The sequence below is a fragment of the Rhodococcus sp. WS3 genome (assembly GCF_003797085.1).
Classification (GTDB): domain Bacteria; phylum Actinomycetota; class Actinomycetes; order Mycobacteriales; family Mycobacteriaceae; genus Rhodococcus_F; species Rhodococcus_F globerula.
On sequence record NZ_RKMA01000001.1, the window covers coordinates 62,678 to 78,499 of the forward strand.

The 15,822-nt window shown below is 61.3% G+C and carries 14 protein-coding genes and 1 tRNA gene; 11 read left to right on the forward strand and 4 right to left on the reverse strand.

Features of this window, described 5'->3' with window-relative positions; all coding sequences use genetic code 11:
• Positions 1-354: 354 nt before the first annotated feature.
• Entirely contained in the window at positions 355-726 is a 372-nt protein-coding gene (gene trxA, locus EEB13_RS00285; RefSeq protein WP_033230835.1) for a thioredoxin, read from the forward strand.
• A gap of 68 nt (positions 727-794) precedes the next feature.
• On the opposite strand, the gene polA is transcribed toward trxA, so the two are convergent.
• The gene (gene polA, locus EEB13_RS00290; protein ID WP_141484374.1) at positions 795-3,542 is read right to left on the reverse strand and encodes a DNA polymerase I; all 2,748 of its coding nucleotides are present in this window, start codon (positions 3,540-3,542) and stop codon (positions 795-797) included.
• A 280-nt stretch (positions 3,543-3,822) separates the two neighbouring features.
• On the opposite strand from polA, the gene EEB13_RS00295 reads away from it, so the two are divergent.
• Genes EEB13_RS00295 through EEB13_RS00310 form a run of 4 tightly spaced genes read left to right on the forward strand, consistent with a single transcriptional unit; the run spans position 3,823 to position 7,953 of the window.
• Positions 3,823-5,133 (forward strand): branched-chain amino acid ABC transporter permease, encoded by a 1,311-nt coding sequence (locus tag EEB13_RS00295; protein ID WP_394855613.1) that lies wholly within the window; start codon positions 3,823-3,825, stop codon positions 5,131-5,133.
• A gap of 6 nt (positions 5,134-5,139) precedes the next feature.
• Positions 5,140-6,129 (forward strand): branched-chain amino acid ABC transporter permease, encoded by a 990-nt coding sequence (locus EEB13_RS00300; protein WP_092800315.1) that lies wholly within the window; start codon positions 5,140-5,142, stop codon positions 6,127-6,129.
• Positions 6,122-7,150 carry an ABC transporter ATP-binding protein gene (locus EEB13_RS00305; RefSeq protein WP_033230838.1) on the forward strand — a complete coding sequence of 343 codons (1,029 nt, stop codon included), beginning with the start codon at positions 6,122-6,124 and terminating at the stop codon, positions 7,148-7,150. The genes EEB13_RS00300 and EEB13_RS00305 overlap by 8 nt, the downstream gene beginning before the upstream one ends.
• Positions 7,147-7,953, forward strand: coding sequence for an ABC transporter ATP-binding protein (locus tag EEB13_RS00310; protein ID WP_033230839.1), 807 nt, complete (start codon positions 7,147-7,149; stop codon positions 7,951-7,953). The genes EEB13_RS00305 and EEB13_RS00310 overlap by 4 nt, the downstream gene beginning before the upstream one ends.
• A 62-nt stretch (positions 7,954-8,015) precedes the next feature.
• On the opposite strand, the gene EEB13_RS00315 is transcribed toward EEB13_RS00310, so the two are convergent.
• Together EEB13_RS00315 and EEB13_RS00320 are read right to left on the reverse strand one after the other, a co-directional pair.
• Positions 8,016-9,344, reverse strand: coding sequence for an ABC transporter substrate-binding protein (locus EEB13_RS00315; protein WP_033230840.1), 1,329 nt, complete (start codon positions 9,342-9,344; stop codon positions 8,016-8,018).
• Positions 9,345-9,537: 193 nt separating this feature from the next.
• Positions 9,538-10,155: an ANTAR domain-containing response regulator gene (locus tag EEB13_RS00320; protein ID WP_033230841.1), complete on the reverse strand. Its 618-nt coding sequence runs from the start codon at positions 10,153-10,155 to the stop codon at positions 9,538-9,540.
• Between the two features lie 107 nt (positions 10,156-10,262).
• Here EEB13_RS00320 and EEB13_RS00325 point away from each other — a divergent pair.
• The 6 genes from EEB13_RS00325 to EEB13_RS00350 all read left to right on the forward strand — a co-directional run bounded on the left by EEB13_RS00325 (position 10,263) and on the right by EEB13_RS00350 (position 14,529).
• Positions 10,263-10,336: transfer RNA gene (locus EEB13_RS00325), tRNA-Leu, on the forward strand.
• 432 nt (positions 10,337-10,768) lie between these two features.
• Positions 10,769-11,098: an ArsR/SmtB family transcription factor gene (locus EEB13_RS00330; RefSeq protein WP_141484375.1), complete on the forward strand. Its 330-nt coding sequence runs from the start codon at positions 10,769-10,771 to the stop codon at positions 11,096-11,098.
• Positions 11,098-11,796 carry a cation transporter gene (locus EEB13_RS00335; protein ID WP_141484376.1) on the forward strand — a complete coding sequence of 233 codons (699 nt, stop codon included), beginning with the start codon at positions 11,098-11,100 and terminating at the stop codon, positions 11,794-11,796. Before EEB13_RS00330 ends, EEB13_RS00335 begins: the two co-directional genes overlap by 1 nt.
• 30 nt (positions 11,797-11,826) lie before the next feature.
• The gene (locus tag EEB13_RS00340; RefSeq protein ID WP_141484377.1) at positions 11,827-12,429 is read left to right on the forward strand and encodes a methyltransferase family protein; all 603 of its coding nucleotides are present in this window, start codon (positions 11,827-11,829) and stop codon (positions 12,427-12,429) included.
• 262 nt (positions 12,430-12,691) lie between these two features.
• Positions 12,692-13,144 carry a hypothetical protein gene (locus tag EEB13_RS00345; protein WP_141484378.1) on the forward strand — a complete coding sequence of 151 codons (453 nt, stop codon included), beginning with the start codon at positions 12,692-12,694 and terminating at the stop codon, positions 13,142-13,144.
• 134 nt (positions 13,145-13,278) lie between these two features.
• Positions 13,279-14,529 carry an amidohydrolase gene (locus EEB13_RS00350; protein ID WP_141484379.1) on the forward strand — a complete coding sequence of 417 codons (1,251 nt, stop codon included), beginning with the start codon at positions 13,279-13,281 and terminating at the stop codon, positions 14,527-14,529.
• Positions 14,530-14,558: 29 nt separating this feature from the next.
• On the opposite strand, the gene EEB13_RS00355 is transcribed toward EEB13_RS00350, so the two are convergent.
• The gene (locus EEB13_RS00355) at positions 14,559-15,701 is read right to left on the reverse strand and encodes a GNAT family N-acetyltransferase (protein ID WP_141484380.1); all 1,143 of its coding nucleotides are present in this window, start codon (positions 15,699-15,701) and stop codon (positions 14,559-14,561) included.
• Positions 15,702-15,822 lie beyond the last annotated feature (121 nt).

Here is a 15,822-nt window from a genome sequence, read left to right on the forward strand (position 1 = left end):
CGGCGGTTCGCGCTCCTGCCTTCCGCTGAACTGCCCATGGCATACCTGTTTCGGTTTTCCGCCCGGAACCACGTAATTTATGTGCCGCGCGTCACCCGGTGCCACAAATTTGGCGCAGATCTTCAGACCTACGAGTTCGTTCAACCCCAGGAAAATATGCATTTATGCTGGTAGATGCACTAACAAGGCTCTTCAGATAGGCGCACGTAGGTACCTGACCGGGTACTTCGGCCCCGTCCACGCGGCCTCGTACGCAATCCGGTCGGCGCTGCAGGGAAGAATTGGCGATTCCTCGGCGTTGCACACACCAACAGCTGCTGCTTCACAGCGCACCGAACTATGGAAAGGACCCTCGTGGCCACCCAGACCCTCACCCAGGCAAACTTCGACGAAACCATCAACGGCAGCGATGTCGTGCTCGTGGACTTCTGGGCTTCGTGGTGCGGCCCGTGCCGCCAGTTCGCTCCCACTTTCGAGGCTTCCGCGGACAAGCACTCCGACGTTGTCCATGCGAAGGTCGACACCGAGGCCGAGCAGGGTATCGCCGCAGCGGCGAACATCCGCTCCATCCCGACGATCATGGCTTTCCGTGAAGGTGTCCTCGTGTTCAACCAGGCCGGCGCTCTGCCCGCCCCCGCGCTCGAGGATCTGATCACTCAGGTCAAGGCGCTCGACATGGACGAGGTTCGCAAGCAGATCGCAGAGCAGTCGGCTTCCGCCGAGTAACTCGCACAACAAAAAGTGGCGCAGGGCAATCGAATTCGATTGCCCTGCGCCACTTTTCATTGCAGACCTCAGTGAGCGGCACTGTCCCAACTGCGGCCGGTGCCGACCGACACATCAAGCGGAACGGACAGCTCGATAGCGGTGGACATCTTGTCCTTGACCAATGCTGTGACCTGCTCGAGCTCGGAAGCCACGACCTCGAGTACCAACTCGTCGTGAACCTGCAACAGCATCCGCGACTCGAGTCCCGCATCGGCAAGTGCCTTCTGGACGTTGATCATCGCGACCTTGATGATGTCGGCTGCCGTGCCCTGAATGGGCGCATTGAGCGCGGCGCGCTCGGCGACCTCGCGACGCTGACGGTTGTCGCTGTTGAGATCGGGCAGGTAGCGACGACGGCCGTAGAGCGTCGAGGTGTAGCCGTCCTTTCGAGCCTGCTCGACCACTGCGTGGAGGTAGTCACGTACTCCGCCGAATCGCGCGAAGTAGGCATCCATCTGCTGCTTTGCCTCTTCGGTCGAAATCTTGAGTTGTGACGCCAAACCGTATGCACTGAGTCCGTAGGCAAGTCCGTACGACATCGCCTTGACCCGACGACGCAATTCCGGGGTGACCTCCTCGATCGGCACACCGAATGCGCGCGAACCGACAAAGCTGTGCAGGTCCTCACCGGTGTTGAATGCCTCGATGAGTCCTTCGTCGCCCGACACGTGGGCCATGATCCGCATTTCGATCTGGCTGTAGTCGGCGGTCAGCAGAACGTCGAAGCCGTTGCCGACCACAAAACCGTCGCGGATCTCGCGTCCCGCTTGGTTGCGCACGGGAATGTTCTGCAGGTTGGGATCGGTGGAAGAAAGGCGTCCGGTTGCGGCGACGGTCTGGTTGAACGTGGTGTGGATCCGCCCGTCCTCGGCGACCGACTTGAGCAGCCCGTCCACGGTGACCTTCATGCGTGTTGCGTCGCGGTGCGCGAGAAGGTGCTCGAGGAACGGGTGCCCCGTCTTGTCGAACAGGCCCTGCAACGCCTCGGCGTCTGTGGTGTACCCGGTCTTGGTCTTCTTGGTCTTGGGCATGTCGAGATCCTCGAACAGCACAACTTGCAGCTGCTTCGGGGAGCCGAGATTGATCTGCTTGTCGATCACTGCATACGCCGAGTTGGCGGCGTCGGAGACTTCGGAGGCGAACCGGCTCTGGAGATCGTGCAGATGCGCGGTGTCGACCGCGATACCGGTTGCCTCGATCTGAGCGAGTTCGATTGTCAACGGCAACTCCATGTCCGAGAGCAGTGACGTCGACTCGATCGACTCGAGTTCATTGTCGAGCGCCTGTGCAAGGTCGAGCACGGCCTGGGCGCTGAGCATCGCCGTTTCCGCCGCTTCGGCGTCGAGCTGATCAGTGTCATCGAGCAGCGAAAGCTGTTCCTGCCCCGACGATTCGGCACGCAGTTCACGCTTGAGGTAACGGAGCGAGAGGTCGTCGAGATTGAAGGAACGCTGACCCGGACGCACCAAATAGGCCGCGAGCGCGGTGTCGCTGGTCAATCCACCCAAGGTCCACCCGCGTCCACGCAAGGCGTGAATTGCCCACTTGGCCTCGTGCACAGCCTTGGGCGCAGACACATCGGCGAGCCAATCACCCAGCGCTGCTTCGTCTTCCGCAGTAGCCGAGGTGGTGGAGATGTAGGCACACTCGCCGTCAGATGCAGCGATGGCAAGCGCTGTGACGTCTCCATCGAACGTGCTGCGCGTTCCGAGGACGGTGACGCCGTGGCGGGATCCGGTACGCGCGTGTGCGTCCAGCCACTCCGCCACCGCACCCGGCGCAAGTGCGTCGCCGCTGACCTCGAAACCCTCTTCTGCTTCGGGCTCGGAAGATGACAGGGTCGCAAACAGGCGATCTCGGAGAACCTTGAACTCGAGGTCGTCGAATAACGCATGGATCTTCTCGCGATCCCACGGAGCGAGAACCAACTGCTCCGGTGTGTACGGCAGCGGCACGTCGCGGATCATCTCGGTGAGCTGACGGTTCAGCAACACGTTGGCGAGGTTCTCCCGCAACGAATCGCCCACCTTGCCCCGGACCTTGTCGACGTTGTCGACCAACCCCTGAAGGTCTCCGTATTCGCGAATCCACTTGGTAGCGGTCTTCTCCCCTACTCCAGGAATGCCGGGAAGATTGTCACTCGGGTCGCCGCGCAGCGCCGCGAAATCGGGGTACTGAGCCGGTGACAGGTTGTACTTCTCCTCGACCGCGTCCGGCGTGAACCTGGTGAGCTCCGACACGCCCTTCTTCGGATACAGCACCGTCACGTTCTCCGTGACCAATTGAAGCGAGTCGCGGTCGCCCGTGACAACGAGTACGCGGTACCCGAGCGCTTCGGCTTGCGTCGTCAACGTGGCGATGACGTCATCGGCTTCGAAGCCGTCCTCGGCCATGACCGGAATCCCCATGGCGCCGAGGACGTCCTTGGTGATGTCGATTTGCCCCTTGAACTCGTCCGGAGCCTTGGCTCGTTGCGCCTTGTATTCCGGAAACAACTCGGCGCGGAACGTCTGACGGGAGACGTCGAAGGCAGCTGCCAAGTGGGTGGGCTGTTCGTCACGGAGCAGATTGATCAGCATCGACGTGAAGCCGTACACCGCATTGGTGGTTTGACCACTCTGTGTCTTGAAGTTCTCCGCGGGCAACGCGTAGAAGGCACGAAATGCCAGAGAATGCCCGTCGAGAAGCATCAAAAGAGGACGATCGTCTGCCTTGCCGGATGTGCCGGTGGCGGCGGTGGACGTGCTGGACCGAGTCGTGGTTGCGGGGCTCACGGTTCATCAGTCTAGGGATTCGGACCGACACACATGCCGCCCACGGTCCTTTACGCAGGAACCAGCCCGAAATCAGGTCAATCGCCCCTGCGCGCGGCTTCGATACGGAACCGAAACATGCCGGAAATCGCAGAACCCCGTCTGAAGCGAACAGAGCCGTTAGAGTCCGGAAATCGCAGCAACGGGCTGACACCTCGCTGACTGCGCGGCAACCTTGTCCCGACCCGCTCGGAGGACGTACGTGGCCCCACCCGTAGTGAAACGGCATACCCTCGCCACATTGAGCCGAATCCTGGCCTTTGCCCTGCTCGTGATAGTTGCTGTACTCACATTCGCCGCAACCGCGTCGGCGCAGGAACCGACCGATACCCCCGAATCTCCGACCGTATCCACCGCACCGGCAGTGCCGGCCAATGCCGTTCCCGTCAGTGGCAATCTCAACAACGGTGGAACACGACTCGAAGGCGTGACCGTTCGCGCCCTCGACTCGTCCGGCACCGAAGTCGCCGCCGGCGAATCCGCCCAGAACGGCCGCTGGGAATTGGCGGTTGCGCCGGGCGTCTACACATTCGAAATTGTTGCCGACACCCTGCCGGACGGGGTGAGCGTGCAGGCCACCGTCGAACGCGAAGTGGTGGCCGGCCGCGCGAACACCGTAATCTTCTCGTTCGGTGAAGTGCGCACAGCATCCAACGTGAGCTTCGGCGAAAAACTCATCAGAACAACCGTCGACGGTCTCCGCTTCGGACTCGTGATCGCCATCGCCGGTGTCGGATTGAGCCTGATCTACGGAACCACCGGACTGACCAACTTTGCACACGGTGAGATGGTGACGCTGGGCGCCGTCGCCGCATGGGCATTCAACACCTCGGTCGGCATCCCCCTGATACCGGCGACGCTGCTCGCCATCCTCGTCGGCATCGGCATCGGCTTGCTCACCAACGGGATCGTGTGGAAACCCTTGCGCAAACGTAAGACCGGATTGATCGCGCAGTTGGTGGTCTCGATCGGTCTTGCCATCGCCTTGCGCTACCTGATTCTGATCTTCTTCTCCGACCGCGCCGAACCCTTCGACGACTACCAAGGTCAAGTCGAGAAGAACTGGGGACCGATCGCACTGACCGACGCCAATGCCGCTGTCATGGTGGTCAGCCTGATCGTGTTGGTCGGCGTGGCACTACTTCTGCAGAAGACGCGCATCGGCAAGGCGATGCGCGCCGTCTCCGACAACCGCGATCTCGCCGCGTCGTCCGGCATCAACGTCGAACGCGTGATCATGTTCGTCTGGGGACTGGGCGGCGGATTGGCCGCCCTCGGCGGCGTCTTGTTCGGCATCTCCGAACTCGGCGGCCGTGTCCAGTGGGAAATGGGCTTCAAACTCCTGCTCCTGATGTTCGCCGGTATCACTCTCGGCGGACTCGGCACCGCCTACGGCGCGCTTCTCGGGTGCGTCATAGTCGGTCTGCTGGTTCAGCTTTCGACGCTGATCATCAACCCCGACCTCAAATACATCGGCGGGCTTCTCGTCTTGATCGTGATCCTCGTGGTTCGCCCCCAGGGCATCCTCGGATCCAGACAACGGATCGGGTGAGTGGATATGGACATCATAGGAGCACTCCAGGTCTCCTTCGCCCAGTTCATCGGGCCGTCGGCGATCTTCTACGCGTTGTTGGCCATCGGCCTCAACCTGCACTTCGGGTATGCCGGACTGCTGAACTTCGGCCAGATCGGCTTTGCCCTGCTCGGCGGTTACGGCGTCGGCATCATGACGGTGACGTACGACCAACCTCTATGGCTGGGAATCATCGTCGGACTGACCGCCGCCGGCCTTCTCGCGTTGGTCCTCGGCATACCGACTCTTCGCCTTCGCGCGGACTATCTCGCGATCGTCACCATTGCCGCTGCGGAAATCCTGCGACTGATCTTCCGGTCAACGGCATCGGACTCCGTCACCGGATCAACCAACGGACTCTTCAGCTTTGCCGAACCCTTCACCTCACTGAGCCCGTTCGACTCCGCAAAGCAGTACTCGTTCCTCGGCGTGAAGTTCTACGGCGACGACCTGTGGTCGATGGTCGTGGGATGGACCCTCGTGCTGATCCTCTGCGGGATCGTCTACCTGCTCAGCCACAGTCCATGGGGCCGTGTCCTCAAAGCAGTCCGCGAGGACGAGGACGCGGCACGGTCGCTGGGAAAGAACGTCTTCGTGTACAAGATGCAGGCGTTGGTCATCGGTGGCGTGATCGGCGGTATGGCCGGAGTCTTCAACGCTCTACAGACCAAATCCATAAACCCCGATTTCTACTCGACGGCTCAGACCTTCTTCGCGTTCGGAGCATTGATTCTGGGCGGTGCCGCAACGGTATTCGGCCCCGTCGTGGGAGCGATGCTGTTCTGGTTCCTCCTCGCCATCCCCGACGCGTTGCTCCGTCAGGCGATCTCGGGCGAGAACCCGCTCCTGTCTTTGACGGAACAGCAGGTCGGCGCGACGCGCTACGTACTACTGGGTTTGATGATCGCTCTCCTGATGGTGTTCCGGCCGCAGGGAATACTGGGTAACAAGCGGGAGGTGCAACTCAATGCTTGACGCCGAGACACGAGCACAGATCTTTGCCGACGTCCCCCACGTTCCGGGATCGGCCAAACCCGACCCGGTGTTGGTGGCCGACAAGGTGTCGCGGACGTTCGGTGGCCTCAAGGCCGTCGACGTCGACCATCTCGAAATCCAACGCGGATGTATCACCGGGCTGATCGGTCCTAACGGCGCCGGGAAAACCACGCTGTTCAACCTTCTCACCGGCTTCGATCGACCGGACACCGGAACATGGTCGATGGACGGTCAGTCCTTGGGACGCATGTATCCCCATCAGGTGGCGCGTAAAGGCGTGGTCCGCACGTTCCAACTGACCAAGGCGCTGTCGAAACTGACGGTGCTCGACAATGTTCGGCTCGGAGCCACCGGGCAACGCGGCGAACGAATCTTCACGTCGCTGCTGCCCTGGACCTGGAAGGCACAGGAACGCGAGATCACCGAGCGCGCCCGCGAACTTCTCGGACGATTCAAGCTCGACACCAAAGCCGACGACCTTGCCGGTTCACTGTCGGGCGGGCAACGCAAACTCCTCGAAATGGCACGGGCACTGATGACGGAACCATCCGTCGTGATGCTCGACGAGCCCATGGCAGGCGTCAATCCCGCACTGACACAGAGCCTGCTCGGGCACATCAAATCGCTACGCGACGACGGTATGACGGTCGTCTTCGTCGAACACGACATGGACGTGATTCGTGACATCAGCGATTGGGTGGTCGTCATGGCTCAGGGCAGCGTCATCGCCGAGTCGACGCCGGACGAATTGTCGTCCAACACAGCAGTCGTCGACGCCTATCTGGGAAGTCATCACGATCAGGCCCTCGAATTCGACGACGAGGGCAACCCTGTGGGCGACACCGCCGTTCTCGCGGCCGCTCTGGCCGAGGCCGAAGTCGAGACGCTCGAAGCCGGCGGTGATCTGTCGGAGCCGGATCTGGGGAACCTACCGGTCGAGGTTGTCGAGGTGCTCGAATCCAGTCCGGAGGAATCGCGCGGAAGGCACGAGAAGCCATGAGCGAGAACGAAGCACGGTCACTCACCCCCGCTGAATTTGCCGCAACTCCCGAGGAACACGCACGCCTGTCGGCGGGTGCGCTGCTTCGCGCGGACAGCGTGGTGGCCGGTTACATTCCCGGCGTCAACATCCTGCGTGAATGCAACTTCTTCCTGAAGGAAGGCGAAATCGTCGGCATCATCGGGCCGAACGGCGCCGGCAAGTCGACGCTGCTCAAATCGCTGTTCGGGCTCATCCCCGTCCGCGAAGGCTCGGTAACTCTCCGGGAGGACAACATCACGTCCGCTCCCGCACACGTACTCGTCCAGAAGGGAGTCGGATACGTTCCCCAGACTCAGAACGTCTTCCAGTCCTTGACTATCGAAGAGAACCTCGAAATGGGAATCTATCTGCGTCCCAAGTCCTTCGCGGAGCGGTTCGCTTTTGTCAGTGACCTGTTCCCACTTCTGAGCGAACGCCGAAAGGTCAAGGCAGGCGCGCTCTCCGGCGGAGAACGTCAGATGGTCGCGATGGGCCGGGCCCTGATGATGGATCCGTCGGTGTTGCTCCTCGACGAACCGTCTGCCGGCTTGTCACCGATGTTCCAGGACGAAGTGTTCATCCGCTGCAAGAAGATCAATGCAGCCGGTGTTTCGGTGATCATGGTCGAGCAGAATGCGCGCCGGTGCCTGCAGATCTGCGATCGGGGGTACGTGCTGGATCAGGGCAAGAACGCGTACACCGATACGGGAGCCAACCTCATGAACGACCCCAAGGTGATCGAGTTGTACCTCGGAACGCTGGCGGGCAGCAAAGAGAAGTAACCACGACTGAAAAGGTGGGCCAGGGTCTTCGAGACCCTGGCCCACCTTCGTGTGTTGATCTGCTATTTACCGACGACCACAAACCCTTCGGTGGTCAGTGTGTTCGTAGGTCCGAACACCAACTTGCCGTACGAACCGATGGACGGCTCGCCCGAGTCGTTGAAGTCGAGTTCACCGGTGATGCCGTCGTAGTCGATGTCGGTTCCCGCCTTCACGAGCGGTAGGCACTCCGCGTACGACGTGCACTTGGTGCCGCCCTCGGTGACGCTGTTGATGTTGGCGGCGATATCGACGCCTGCCGTCGACTTTGCCTGTTCCGCCGCGAGGGCCGAGATCACCACGGCGTCGTAAGACTCACCCGCGTAGTTGAAGTCGATCAAAGCGCTGTTGACAGCCTTCAGCCGATCCTGGAACGCGGCTCCCACATCCGTCAGCGGCGTAGTGCCCTGCATGGTGTCGAGCAGCGGCGTCGCAACGGCTTCACCGAGTGCGTTACCCATGTTGCCGTCGACGCCGTACAGCGCCATTCCGTCGGACGGTCCGATGCCCACCTCGTGCATGCGGGTGATGATCTTCGCTGATTCCTCGAAGCCCACCAACGCCACGGCGTCCGGATTGAAGTTCTTGATCTGATCGACCTCGGAGTTGAACGACTGCGCGTTGGGGTCGTAGATGATCTTCTCGACCTGATCCGACGGAACGCCGGAGTCGATCAGATTCTTCTGGATGTTGTCGGCGAGACCCGTGCCGTAGGGGTCGTTCATAGCCAGGATGGCTACGCGCTGTCCACCGTCGTCTGAAATGAGCTGTGCGACTGCTTGAGCCTGCAGTACGTCCGTAGGAGCGGTGCGGAAGTACATCCCCTTGTCGGGGTAGCAGACAAACTGGTCGGAGGTATTGGCCGGGGAGAACATGACGACGCCCGCACTTGCGATCTTGTCGATCACCTTCAATGACACGGACGACGACGCCGCACCGACAATCACCTGGGTGCCTGCCGCCAATTCGCGGTCAACCGTGGTGTTGGCCGTGTCCGTGGTCGTATCGCCGGAATCGCCGGGGATCAACTGGACTGGCTGTCCGAGTACACCTCCCGCTGCGTTGACGTCGTTGACGCCGAGTTGCGTACCGGCAACCATCGGCGGGCCCAGGAAGGACAGACTTCCCGTGTCCGGCAACAAGGTTCCGATGCGCAGAGGGTCGGTGGACGGTGTAGTGCCTGCGGTGGCCTGTTGCGGCGTGCAATCCGTCGAGACGGTTGTTGCCGCTGCTGAGCCGGACGTGGTGGTGCCCGATGACGAACTGTCGGAGTCGTCCGAGCTACAGCCTGCCAATGCCAATGCTGCAACGCCGAGAACTGCGGCAGTGCGCACAAGTGTTCGTCTAGCCATCCCACGCTCCTTAGATCAGCCGGTGCTCGCGTCAACCGAAACGACGCTCGCTGTGGGAAAAGACGCTAGACCTCGAAACCGTATCGCGATCCGACAAGAAAGCCCTGTGACCTGACTGTTACCTGATGGCCTCGACAATTTACACAACCGTGCCGAATGCGCGGTTTAATCGGCACCACCGAGCGCACCGGGCTCAGGCGTCAGGTTCACCGCCCAAGGTCTCGATCACGACCAGGGCGACGGCCTTCATCGTGGAGCGGCGGTCCATGGCAGCGCGCTGGATCCATTTGAACGCCTCTGGTTCGGTGAGTGCCTGGCGCACCATCAACACACTCTTCGCCCGCTCGATCAGCTTGCGCGCCTCCAAGCGGTCGGACAGATCCGCGACTTCCCGTTCCAGCGCAGTAACCTCGCGAAACCTGCTGACGGCCAATTCAACGGCCGGCACAAGATCGGAAATCGAAAAAGGTTTGACCAGATATGCCATGGCGCCCGCGTCCCGCGCTCGCTCCACCAATTCACGCTGACTGAACGCTGTGAGAATGACCACAGGAGCAATTCGCTTCGCCGCAATCTCCGAAGCGGCATCAATACCGTCGCGCCTGGGCATTTTCACGTCCATGATCACAAGATCGGGCTTGAGTTCCTCCGCAAGTTCGACCGCAACCTGACCGTCGCCGGCCTCGCCGACAACGTCGTAGCCCTCTTCGCGGAGCATCTCGACCAGATCCATCCGGATCAACGCTTCGTCCTCGGCAACAACAACTCGACGTGATTTGCTCTGATTGCCTTGCAGCTCTAGCGAATTCATGGCCACCACCCTCCTCGATCGAACCGCCCCGACACGAGGCGCGAACATTTAGAGGGTACCGGTGTTTGACATTCGAATCGCATCTTCTAATGTAGTCATCGCAACAAGCCCTCGTATCCCAATTGGCAGAGGAAACGGATTCAAAACCCGTCCAGTGTGAGTTCGAGTCTCACCGAGGGCACCGAAAGGTGCGGGCTAGCGCGAATTTCAGTCTTATCTCGCAGACTTATCTCCCAGCGGGGTTCTAGGACCTCAGTTCGCAATACATCGAGAAATTCGATTCAGTCCGCTAAAGCCTTGATCCGATCTTCATCATGTCGAGCAGCCGATGCATCAAGTTCATCGGGAAACAGTCGTCCGCATCGGTCAAATCTCAGCATTGCGCTCTTATGCCCAGCAATCCCTTGAATAACTGTGACTTTCGCATCTGACTTGATCGCCAACGTTGCCGCGCTATGACGTAGCTCATACGGAACTCGCCAGGTGTCAGTCAACCTCGGCCGCCCACTCGCCATGGCAAGACGAAATTCGCAAGCACACCTCTGCCCTCGATTACTGAAACCATACAGATACAGCCTTTTCTGAATACAGAAACATCTGTACTATTGAAAGGGTGAAGACCGCAATCCACGCCGATGCCCTGTCGAGGTTCGGTTACGCCCTATCGGATTCGACGCGCACCCAGATCTTGTTGAGCCTGCGCACTACTCCGGGTTACCCGTCCGAGATGGCGGAAAAGATCGGGGTGTCGCGCCAGATTCTGTCCAACCACTTGGCTTGTTTGCGCGGATGTGGCCTTGTCGTCGCCGTCCCGGAGGGCAGACGCAGCCGCTACGAGCTAGCCGACCCACGCATCGGCAGAGCGCTCGACGACCTCGTGGGCTTGGTCCTGGCCGTCGACCCGGACTGTTGTCCAGCTTCCGAGACCGAGGAGTGCTGCTGATGGAGACCCCGCTAGGCATGCCGCCCCGGACCTCAGCGGTACTGACGCCCCACCGAAAGGCATTGCTGTCGCGGCGGATTCGGTGGTTTGTCGCGGCGACGATCACCTACAACGTGATCGAGGCGGCAATAGCTCTCACCGAGGGAACGCGCGTGTCGTCGACCGCGCTCATCGGGTTCGGACTGGACTCTTTGATCGAGGTGTCCTCCGCCGCCGCGGTTGCCTGGCAGTTCGCCGGCCGCAACCCCGAAGCGCGGGAGAAGGTCGCGCTACGGATCATCGCGTTCTCCTTCTTCGCTCTCGCCACCTACGTAACCGCCGACGCCGTCCGGGCCCTGACAGGATTCGGCGAAGCGCAGCACTCCCCGATCGGGATCGGTTTGGCTGCAGCCAGTCTCGCGATCATGCCGGTGCTGTCCTACGCGCAGCGCCGCGCCGGCCGTGAGCTCGGGTCACTCTCCGCGGTCGCCGACTCCAAGCAGACCCTGCTCTGCACCTACCTGTCTGCGGTCCTGCTTGTGGGGCTACTTCTCAACAGCCTGTTCGGCTGGTCGTGGGCCGACCCTGTCGCCGGCCTCGTGATCGCCGTTCTCGCAGTCAAAGAAGGCCTCAACGCCTGGAAAGGCGATACCTGCTGCCCCACGCCGACAACAACCATGAAGGCAGCAGCAGGCCGCGACTGCGACTGCTGCGACTGACCACACACCGCAAATGGGGAAAGGTCTGCAATGGCTGTGACCGCGCTCGTGTTCTACGCCCTGTTCGGGGTCCTCGGTTTCGGTTGGCGCAGCGCGCTGCAGTACCAACGGACCGGCTCCACCGGATTCCGCGGCGTCAACGGACGACCCGGCTCGCTGGAATGGATCGCCGGCACCGGATTCGTCGTCGCGATAGCCCTTGGCGTCGTTGCACCCGCACTGCAACTAGCCGCAGTGCTGCACCCGATCGGCGTACTCACCACTCCCGCTGTCCAGACCATGGGGATCGTGCTCGCGCTGGCCGGAATCGTCGGCACGCTCTACGCACAGAACCAGATGGGTGAATCCTGGCGCATCGGCGTCGATCCCACCGAGACAACCGATCTCGTCCGCACCGGGGTCTTCGGCCTCGTCCGCAATCCCATCTTCACCGCCATGCTCGTCTTCGGTGCCGGCATCATGCTCCTCACACCGAACCCACTCGCGCTTATCGGCTTCGCGCTGCTGCTCGCCACCATAGAACTGCAAGTGCGGGTCGTCGAAGAGCCCTACCTCCGCGACCGCCACGGCGACACCTACCGCACCTACAGCCGCACTGTCGGCAGATTCGTACCCCGGGTCGGTCTCACCTGACGGACATCCATTACCAACATCCGGCACCAACGTCTCGGGCACCAACGCCACCGAAATTCGCAATCCGCGTACGCGTCATCCACGGAGCCGATAAGTTTCCCCCATGCGGCACCGATATCTCGTTGCGTGCTGCGGAGCACTCTTGTCCGCCGCGACACTTACTGGTTGCCAAAGCCAATCCGAATCTCCGCAACCAGGTTCCGACTCCCATTCGCGGCCGACATATTCAACCGTCGAAGGTTCAGTTGCGCAGACTGGAACAATGAGAATCGGCAGCCCGCCACCAAATATGCCACCCGGTCTCGTCGTTCCTGGAACTGAAACAAACGCACCGCTGCCCATCGCCGAGGTCACCGCCGTTGCCATCGAGCACCTTGACGACCGTTCGCGGGTGACGTATCACCTCAGTGGAACCGGCACTGTGACATGGAAAGTCGAGTATGTCAGCGAAGCGATTCGCGGCGGCGACAATCACGTGGTCGACGTGAACGGCTCATCGATCCTTCAGATCGATATCATGGGAGCTACTGCGCTACAACAATTTCCACCGATCGAAACGTCTGGCGGAACCATTTCGAGCGTCGAGACCGCACTGGTGAGCGGTGAGATCGTTCAGTCTTTTGTCGGCACTGCCGCAGGGCGCCCCGAGTTCCAGGCAACCGGAATGGGATCGCCCGGTCAAATTGTTGTCGATGTCTTCTACGCGCCGGCCTGAGTAGCCGGCACTCCCCACTTTGCGGTGCTGAAGTCCATCAACTCATTCGGGTAACGTTCGGCGCCCGAGTGCCTGAACACTGTTAGCGTGAAAATCGTCCGATTAGTCTGCTTTTCTCGATCGAGAGGACTCTCATGCCACACGCTGCGCACGAGAACATCACCGTAGATCCGACGCTGGCCGACCTGTACAAGGACCTCCACAGTCACCCGGAACTCGGCTTCCAAGAGCATCGCACCGCCGAAATAGTTGCCACGCGCCTGACCTCACTCGGTTTCGACGTCACCACGGGCATCGGAAAAACAGGAGTAGTCGGTGTCCTGAAGAACGGCCCAGGACCAACGGCACTCCTGCGTGCCGACATGGACGCACTTCCGGTCAAGGAAGACACCGGACTGGATTACGCCAGCACCGTCACCGCGACCGATCAGAACGGGAAAACCGTTCCGGTGGCTCATGCATGCGGCCACGACCTCCACACGACATGCCTGTTGGGGGCCGCCCAGATCCTCTCCACGGACACGGCCAGTTGGTCTGGCACCCTACTACTCGTCTTCCAACCCGCCGAAGAACTCGGCGCCGGCTCCCAAGCCATGGTCGACGACGGATTGTTCGACAAGGTCCCCAAGCCCGACGTTGTTCTCGGGCAACACGTAGCTCCGTTGCCTGCCGGAAAGATCGCCGGCCACGCAGGCCCCTCGTATGCAGGTTCCGACTCGCTGCGCGTGCGACTCGTCGGCAAAGGCGCACACGGATCCATGCCGGAGAACTCCGTCGACCCCGTGGTGATGGCAGCGGAAACCGTTCTGCGCCTGCAGACAATCGTCTCCCGCGAGGTACCGAGCACGGCGATCGCAGTGCTCACGGTCGGGTCGATCCACGCCGGCGACGCAGCCAATGTCATACCCGGCGAAGCCGAACTGCAGTTGAACATCCGCAGCTACGACTCTGCCGTCCGGGAGCGCATTCTGAGCAGCGTTGACCGCATCGTCCGAGGTGAAGCCGCAACGGCCGGCGCGCCGGAAGATCCCACGATCACCGAGATCGAACGCTTCCCCATCGTCGTGAATGATCCGGCTGCTCTGGGCAAAACCCTCGACGCGTTTGCCGCATGGTTGGGCGAGGACAATATTCTCGATCCGGGGGCCGGCGCCGGTAGCGAGGATGTCGGTATCCTCGCGACGAGTTCGGGCGCACAGCTGTCGTACTGGCTGCTCGGCGGTACCGACCCGTCCCTGTTCACGACTGGCGACATGACCGACCCTGCCCTACGGACTGTGCCGTCGAACCACTCTCCGCACTACGCGCCCGTGATCGAACCGACACTGACCATCGGAGTTTCCGCGTTGGTCACGGCAACGAGGACGTGGTTACCGCCTGCCTGATCGAACGGCTAACGCCGACGGCGTCCGGATTAGCGCACGCGGCGCCAAGCCGACCGAGCCTTGTCCCGCAGATTTCTCGAGCGGCTGACCCACGATCCCGATTCCCAGGTCTCGATTGCGCGAACGATTGCCCGCGAACCGATTCTGCCCGACCGCACACCGGTGATGGTCACGACCGGTGTGCGGTTGTTCGCCCACACCGATTTCAGGTCAGTGGGACCGATTCCCATGTCGAGTTCGTCGACGTCAAGTTCGTTGCTGTGCGCGACAAGCCATTCCATCATTTGATGTCCGGGTTGAGTCCGGGCACATTCAGGTCGGTAATGCGTGACCCATCCTTCGAGCCGGCTACCGGTCCGAACGGAAACATCGTGGGCACACCACACCCCGTCGATGACCAACCCGACGATGACGAGGCGTCCGAGTTCTGCTTCTCTCCGGAGGAATCGGTATACAAACGCCTCGTTCGGGGGTGCCAGGAAGTTGACGCGGTCGCGCCCTGACGTTCCGATTGCAGCCACCGTGCACATGTCGGACCATCGCCGGTCCACATCGGCCGGAGTCGTCAACTGCTCGAATTCCAGTGAAGACCCGGATCGAGTGAGTGCCGCCCGATAGGAACGTAGCCGCTTCAACGAACGCGCGCTCCGAATATCCACGGGGACAGTACCTTCCGGTAAATCCACAGAGAGATTGGTATCCCGTACTCGCACAGCGCACTTCCATCGTGGATCGTCCAACAGTGCACTGGCCGCGATGTCCGAACCGATAACAAGATCGGCGTGCAGCACCAGTCCCCGGGCAGCGACCGCCCGCCAGAGGACCCGAGCAGCATCGGCGTCTGCGGCAAGGATCTCGCCGACCACACCGCGCCCATGCCCGAGAAGGCGAACCACCTCGACAGTGAGCATCCGACGAACCGCAAAGGGTGCCAGCGCTACCATCTCTGCTCCCCGGTACACCGCGACCAGGAGGAATGAGCCTTTGCCGTCGGTGTCGTGAGCGCCGACTGCGTACAGGAACCGCGACGACATTCGAGTCCCGACACGGGCAGCCAAACGCTCCCAGTCCCCGCGAATCGCCTCGGGGTTGTCGTAGAAGCGCACAGTTTCGACACCAGCGCGATCCGCGTCGTCAACACACTCCGCCCGGGACACCTTCGTTACGACCATGACGCGAACTTACCATTACATTACTAAGTGTTCACCATGCCTGGTACTTTCGGCTGATGCCGGACGGTTAAGCAGAGAATTACCAGTACAGGGGCCATGACGAACCACCGGAAACAAGGAA

Bases quoted from the DNA above. Each gene is read 5' to 3' on its own strand.
- EEB13_RS00300 (WP_092800315.1), top strand. From the start codon at position 5,140: ATGGACATCATAGGAGCACTCCAGGTCTCCTTCGCCCAGTTCATCGGG.
- EEB13_RS00305 (WP_033230838.1), top strand. From the start codon at position 6,122: ATGCTTGACGCCGAGACACGAGCACAGATCTTTGCCGACGTCCCCCAC.
- EEB13_RS00310 (WP_033230839.1), top strand. From the start codon at position 7,147: ATGAGCGAGAACGAAGCACGGTCACTCACCCCCGCTGAATTTGCCGCA.
- EEB13_RS00315 (WP_033230840.1), bottom strand. From the start codon at position 9,344: ATGGCTAGACGAACACTTGTGCGCACTGCCGCAGTTCTCGGCGTTGCA.
- EEB13_RS00320 (WP_033230841.1), bottom strand. From the start codon at position 10,155: ATGAATTCGCTAGAGCTGCAAGGCAATCAGAGCAAATCACGTCGAGTT.
- EEB13_RS00335 (WP_141484376.1), top strand. From the start codon at position 11,098: ATGGAGACCCCGCTAGGCATGCCGCCCCGGACCTCAGCGGTACTGACG.
- EEB13_RS00340 (WP_141484377.1), top strand. From the start codon at position 11,827: ATGGCTGTGACCGCGCTCGTGTTCTACGCCCTGTTCGGGGTCCTCGGT.
- EEB13_RS00345 (WP_141484378.1), top strand. From the start codon at position 12,692: ATGAGAATCGGCAGCCCGCCACCAAATATGCCACCCGGTCTCGTCGTT.
- EEB13_RS00350 (WP_141484379.1), top strand. From the start codon at position 13,279: ATGCCACACGCTGCGCACGAGAACATCACCGTAGATCCGACGCTGGCC.
- EEB13_RS00355 (WP_141484380.1), bottom strand. From the start codon at position 15,701: ATGGTCGTAACGAAGGTGTCCCGGGCGGAGTGTGTTGACGACGCGGAT.